Genomic DNA, 5,495 nt, shown 5'->3' on the forward strand with positions numbered 1-5,495 from the left:
GGCTGCCCGCGAGCGCCGCCAGCGCGGGCGCCACGGGCGCCACCTGCACCTTCGCCATGTAGCGGCCGTACAGGATCGGCACCTGGCTGTAATACGTCTCGCCGAGCGGATGCGTCTCGGGATGGCCGCCCAGCGCCTTCAGCGTCACGCTGTCGCCGCCGACGGCTTCCACCGCCTGTTCGGCAGCGCGCGCCACTGCGGAAAACAGGCGCTTGAGGTTCGGCGCCTTGTCCGTCGTCGCGGCCAGCAGTTTCGCGCTGCCGAGGAATGTCTGCGCGTTCGGTGCGCTGAACACGGGACCGTTGACGAGCACGAAGTCCTGCGTGACGTCGTGCTCGCTGCCGCCCACGCGCGGGCCTTCGACGCCGACGACCTTGATCCCCATGCCGCGTGGCGTGGAGACGTCGTCCGCCAGCACGTCGCCCGGCGTCGTCGACAGCCGCAGCACGACGGGATACGTGCCCGGCTGGGCGAACAGGCCTTGCGCGTACGCGTCCGGCAACCCGGTCTCGACGGTCAGCTCGCCCACCAGCAGGCCGTGCGTCTTGGCGTGCACGCTGCGCAGCGCGCGTCCGGAATCCTCGTACGTCTTCGTGGAAATGCTGCGCATCGTCGTCTGCAGGTCGAAGCTGGTCTGCGCTTCGTCGTCTTCCAGGCTTTCGAAACGCGGTTCGAACGGGATCGGGGAGGTCATGATGGAATCCGGTGGTTTGAATGATGATGAGCAGATCATCGGCGCGCGCGAGCTCGGCGGTCTGTGCAACGCCGTACGGAGTGCGCGGATTTGCCGATCTTGCGTGTGCGCTGTCGAACAGACATGGTTGCGCCATCGGATCAAGCTCCACGGTATCGCGCACTGGGAGTCTGATCATGAGCAAGCACGGCGGCAATCCGAACGAACCGAACGAACCGCAAATCCCGGCCGGCGGCTGGGGCTCGGTGAAGGAAGTCACCACGATCCTGCTGAAGGAACGCGTCCCCCTCGAGGGCACGCAGTTGCTGATGCAGCAGAACAAGCCGGACGGCTTCATGTGCGTGAGCTGCTCGTGGGCGAAGCCGGCCCATCCGCATCCGGCCGAGTTCTGCGAAAGCGGCGCCAAGGCGACGGCGTGGGAAATCACGAGCAAGCGCCTCGACCCGGCATTCTTCAAGCGCCATATGCTGCGCGAACTGGAAGGCTGGAACGACCATGAACTCGAGGAGGCGGGCCGCCTGACGGTGCCCATGCGCTACGACAGCGCGCTGGACCGCTACGTGGAAATCACCTGGGACCGCGCATTTGCCGAAATCGGTGCCGAGCTGCGCAAGATGGATCCCACCCAGGTCGCGTTCTACAGCTCGGGCCGCGCCTCGCTGGAAACGTCGTACATGTACCAGCTGCTGGCGCGCATGTACGGCAACAACAACCTGCCCGACAGTTCCAACATGTGCCACGAAAGCACGTCCGTCGCGCTGCCGAAGACGATCGGCGTGCCGATCGGGACCGTCGTGCTGGACGACTTCGAACAGACCGACTGCATCTTCTTCTTCGGCCAGAACGTGGGCGTGAACAGCCCGCGCATGCTGCACCAGCTGCAGGAGGCGAGAAAGCGCGGCGTTCCGATCGTCACGTTCAACCCGCTGCGCGAGCGCGGCCTGGTCAGCTTCGTGAACCCGCAATCCCCGGTCGAGATGCTGAGCGGCCACGAGACCGTGATCAGCACGCAGTACCACCAGGTGAAGGCCGGCGGCGACGTGGCGGCGCTGACGGGCCTCTGCAAGGCCGTGCTGGAGGCGGACGAGCGCGCCCGCACGACCGGCGGACCGCGCGCCCTCGACACGGCCTTCATCGAAGAACATTGCCACGGCTTCGACGAGTTCGCGGCCGCCATGCGCGCGCGCACGTGGGACGAGATCGAAAAGGAATCGGGTCTCGCGCAAGGCCAGATCGAGCAGGCGGCCGGCACCTACCTCCGTGCGAAACAGGTGATCGGCATCTACGGCATGGGCCTCACGCAGCACCGCAACGGCGTGCTGAACGTGCAGATGCTCGTCAACTTCCTGCTGTTGCGAGGGAATATGGGCAAGCCGGGCGCGGGCATCTGCCCGGTGCGGGGCCACTCGAACGTGCAGGGGCAGCGCACGGTCGGCATCACGGAAAAGCCCGAGCTGGCGCCGCTGGACAAGCTGAAGGAGCTGTATGGCTTCGAACCGCCGCGCGACAAGGGCATGAACACGGTGGAGATGTGCGAGGCGATCAAGGCCGGCAAGCTGCAGGCGTTGATCAGCCTCGGCGGCAACCTCGTGCGGGCCGTGCCGGACCACGGCCAGATGGATGCGGCCTGGCGCGCCGTCCCGCTCACGGTGCAGATTTCGACCAAGCTGAACCGCAGCCACCTCGTGCACGGCAAGACGGCGTACCTGCTGCCCTGCCTGGGCCGCATCGAGATCGACCGCCAGGCCAGCGGCGAGCAATCCGTGTCGATGGAGGATTCCACCGGCTGCATGCACGGCTCGCGCGGCCGCGCCGAACCTGCTGCGGACACGCTGCTGTCGGAACCGGCCATCGTGGCCCGCCTGGCGAAGGCGACGCTGGACCCGAATCCGAAGGTCGACTGGGATGGATGGGTGGCGGACTATGCGAAGGTGCGCGACGCCATCGCCGCGACGTACCCGAAGATCTTCCACGACTTCAACGAGCGCATGTGGCAGCCGGGCGGCTTCCGCAAACCGCTGGCGGCAGCGGACCGCAAATGGAACACGCCCACCGGCAAGGCGAATTTCACCGTGCCGGACACCTTGTCCGCGGACCCCGACATGCCCGTGCCCGAGGACGCCCTGCGCCTGTTCACGGTGCGCAGCGACGGCCAGTTCAACACGACGATCTACAGCCTTGAAGACCGTTTCCGGGGCGTGCAGGACAGGAACGTCCTGTTCATGGCCGGCACGGACATGGCCCGCCTCGGCCTGGCCGATGGTGACATTGTCACAGCCAGCACGGCCATCGACGATGGCGTCGAGCGCAAGGTCGAAGGCTTGCGCGTCGTGGAATACAGCGTGCCTGCCGGCTGCGTTGCGGGCTATTTCCCGGAGTGTAATCCGCTGATTCCCCTCTGGCACTATGCGAAGGAGAGCAAGGTGCCGGCCGCGAAATCCATCGCCATCCGGGTCGAGCGCACGGGTGGGACGGGGCGACCGCTGCATTGACTGTTGCCATTTTGGTATTGCCACGTAAATATTGCTGTCATAGATTGTGATTTTTTGATAGATTCCTAAGTGCATCAGACGGAGTCTTTCAAACAACATGATCTGGCAGCCATGACATCGCCCTACCGCCCGCCCTCACCGGAACCTGGTTTCGACGCCGCCGCCTACTGCAATACCAGGCAGGCGGCAGCCATGCTGGGCGTGTCGCACCGTACGGTGCAGCTGTGGGTGGAAAGCGGCACCCTGGAAGCGTGGAAGACGGCCGGCGGCCACCGGCGCATCGCGCTGGCGTCGATCGAACGCCACGTCGAGCGCCGGCGCCAGGCGATGCTGGACCGTACGGCGCCCGCGCGCTACAAGGTGCTGCTCGTGGACGACGACGCCTCGACCATGGCGCGGTACGAGGGGGCGATGTCCGGCTGGGACCTGCCGCTGGACGTCGTCCGGGTCGGGAACGGTTTCGAAGCGCTGATCCGCATCGGCGAGACGCGGCCGCACCTGCTCGTCGGCGACCTCAGCATGCCGGGCGTGGACGGCCTGCGCATGATCCGCACGCTGCGTGCGAGCGAGGCCTACCGCGACATGGCCATCGTCGTCACGAGCGGGCTGGATCCGGCCACGATCCGGGCCATGGGCCTGCCGGACGACATCCCCGTGCTGCCCAAGCCGGTGGCGCCCGAGGCGCTGCGCACGGCCATCGAAGACGTCCTGCACGTCGAGGTGCACGCCGAACGGTGACATAAGCCCTTGATCTGGCTATAATTTCCGCCTTCGTCAGCCAGGATCACCCGCCATGTCACTGCTCGCCCACCAGCTCGAACTGCTGTCCCCCGCCAAAACCGCCGAGATCGGCCGCGAAGCCATCCTGCACGGCGCGGACGCGGTCTATATCGGCGGGCCCGCATTCGGCGCGCGCCACAACGCCAGCAATACACTGGAAGACATCGCGGGCCTCGTCGAATTCGCGCACCGCTACCGCGCGCGCATCTTCGTCACCATGAACACCATCCTGCACGACGCCGAACTGGAAACGGCCGAAAAGCAGATCCGCCAGCTGTACGATGTCGGCGTCGACGCGCTGATCGTGCAGGACATGGCGATGTTCGAACTGGACCTGCCGCCGATCCAGCTGCACGCGAGCACCCAGTGCGACATCCGCACCGTGGAAAAGGCGAAATTCCTGTCGCAGGTCGGCTTCTCGCAGCTGGTGCTGGCGCGCGAGCTGACCATCGAACAGATCAAGGCCATCCGCGCCGAGGTCGACACGCCGCTGGAGTACTTCATCCACGGCGCGCTGTGCGTCGCGTTCTCCGGCCAGTGCTACATCTCGCACGCGGACACGGGCCGCAGCGCCAACCGCGGCGACTGCTCGCAGGCGTGCCGCCTGCCGTACACGCTGTCGGACGGCCAGGGCCGCGTCGTCGCCTACGAAAAACACCTGCTGTCGATGAAGGACAATGACCAGAGCCGCAACCTGGAAGCGCTCGTCGACGCCGGCATCCGCTCCTTCAAGATCGAAGGCCGCTACAAGGACATGGGCTATGTGAAGAACATCACCGCCCACTACCGCCTGCTGCTGGACGAGATCCTGGAACGCCGTCCGGAACTGGCGCGCGCGTCGAGCGGCCGGACGCAGGTGATGTTCACGCCGGACGTCGACAAGAACTTCCACCGCGGCCACACGGATTATTTCGCGCAGGGCCGCCAGCAGACCATCGGCGCCTTCGATTCGCCGAAGTACGTGGGCGTGGAACTGGGCACGGTCGCGCGCATCGGCGGCGACAATTTCGATCTCGTCACGAATTCGCCGATGGCCAACGGCGATGGCCTGAACTACATGCACAAGCGCGAGACGGTCGGCATCCAGGCGAACACCGTGCAAAAGCTCGGTGAGGACGAAGACGGCCAGCGCTGGCGCGTGTTCCCGAACGAGGGCCTGGCCACGTTGCCGGGCCTGAAGGTCGGCACCGTCATCCACCGCAACCGCGACCACCAGTGGGAAGCGGCCCTCAACAAGAAATCGTCCGACCGCAAGGTGCGGGCGGACCTGCGCCTGGAAGACACGGCCGAAGGCCTGCGTTTGACTGTCACCGACGAGGACGGCATCACGACGACAACCGAAGCGAGCCTCGCGCTGCAGCCGGCCCAGCAGGCCGACCAGGCACTGGCGGGCCTGCGCACGAGCCTCGCCAAGCTGGGCAACACGATGTTCGAAGCGGGCACCATCGATGTCGCGCTGACGCAGCCGTGGTTCGTGCCGGCGAGCGCGATCAACGGCCTGCGCCGCGACGCCATCGCCGCCCAGGAAG

The 5,495-nt window shown here is 66.2% G+C and carries 3 protein-coding genes and 1 pseudogene; 3 read left to right on the top strand and 1 reads right to left on the bottom strand.

Annotation, left to right across the window (positions count from 1 at the left end):
• Positions 1-694, bottom strand: a pseudogene (locus ACEN88_RS23320) (catalase); the annotation flags it as partial.
• 176 nt (positions 695-870) lie between these two features.
• Between ACEN88_RS23320 and ACEN88_RS23325 the strand changes: the two are divergent.
• The 3 genes from ACEN88_RS23325 to ACEN88_RS23335 form a co-directional block, all read left to right on the top strand.
• Complete coding sequence (locus ACEN88_RS23325; protein WP_413343476.1) at positions 871-3,186, top strand: FdhF/YdeP family oxidoreductase; 2,316 nt, start codon at positions 871-873, stop codon at positions 3,184-3,186.
• Between the two features lie 111 nt (positions 3,187-3,297).
• Positions 3,298-3,924, top strand: a complete 627-nt coding sequence (locus ACEN88_RS23330; protein ID WP_413343478.1) for a response regulator — start codon at positions 3,298-3,300, stop codon at positions 3,922-3,924.
• A gap of 55 nt (positions 3,925-3,979) precedes the next feature.
• On the top strand, positions 3,980-5,495 hold a 1,516-nt coding region (locus tag ACEN88_RS23335; protein ID WP_413343480.1), incomplete at its 3' end, for a peptidase U32 family protein.

Source organism: Massilia sp. CT11-108, assembly GCF_047302915.1.
GTDB lineage: Bacteria > Pseudomonadota > Gammaproteobacteria > Burkholderiales > Burkholderiaceae_D > Telluria > Telluria orientalis.

What these genes read in the sequence shown, in the direction of transcription:
- ACEN88_RS23325 (WP_413343476.1), top strand. Translation starts at nt 871, where the DNA reads ATGAGCAAGCACGGCGGCAATCCGAACGAACCGAACGAACCGCAAATC.
- ACEN88_RS23330 (WP_413343478.1), top strand. Translation starts at nt 3,298, where the DNA reads ATGACATCGCCCTACCGCCCGCCCTCACCGGAACCTGGTTTCGACGCC.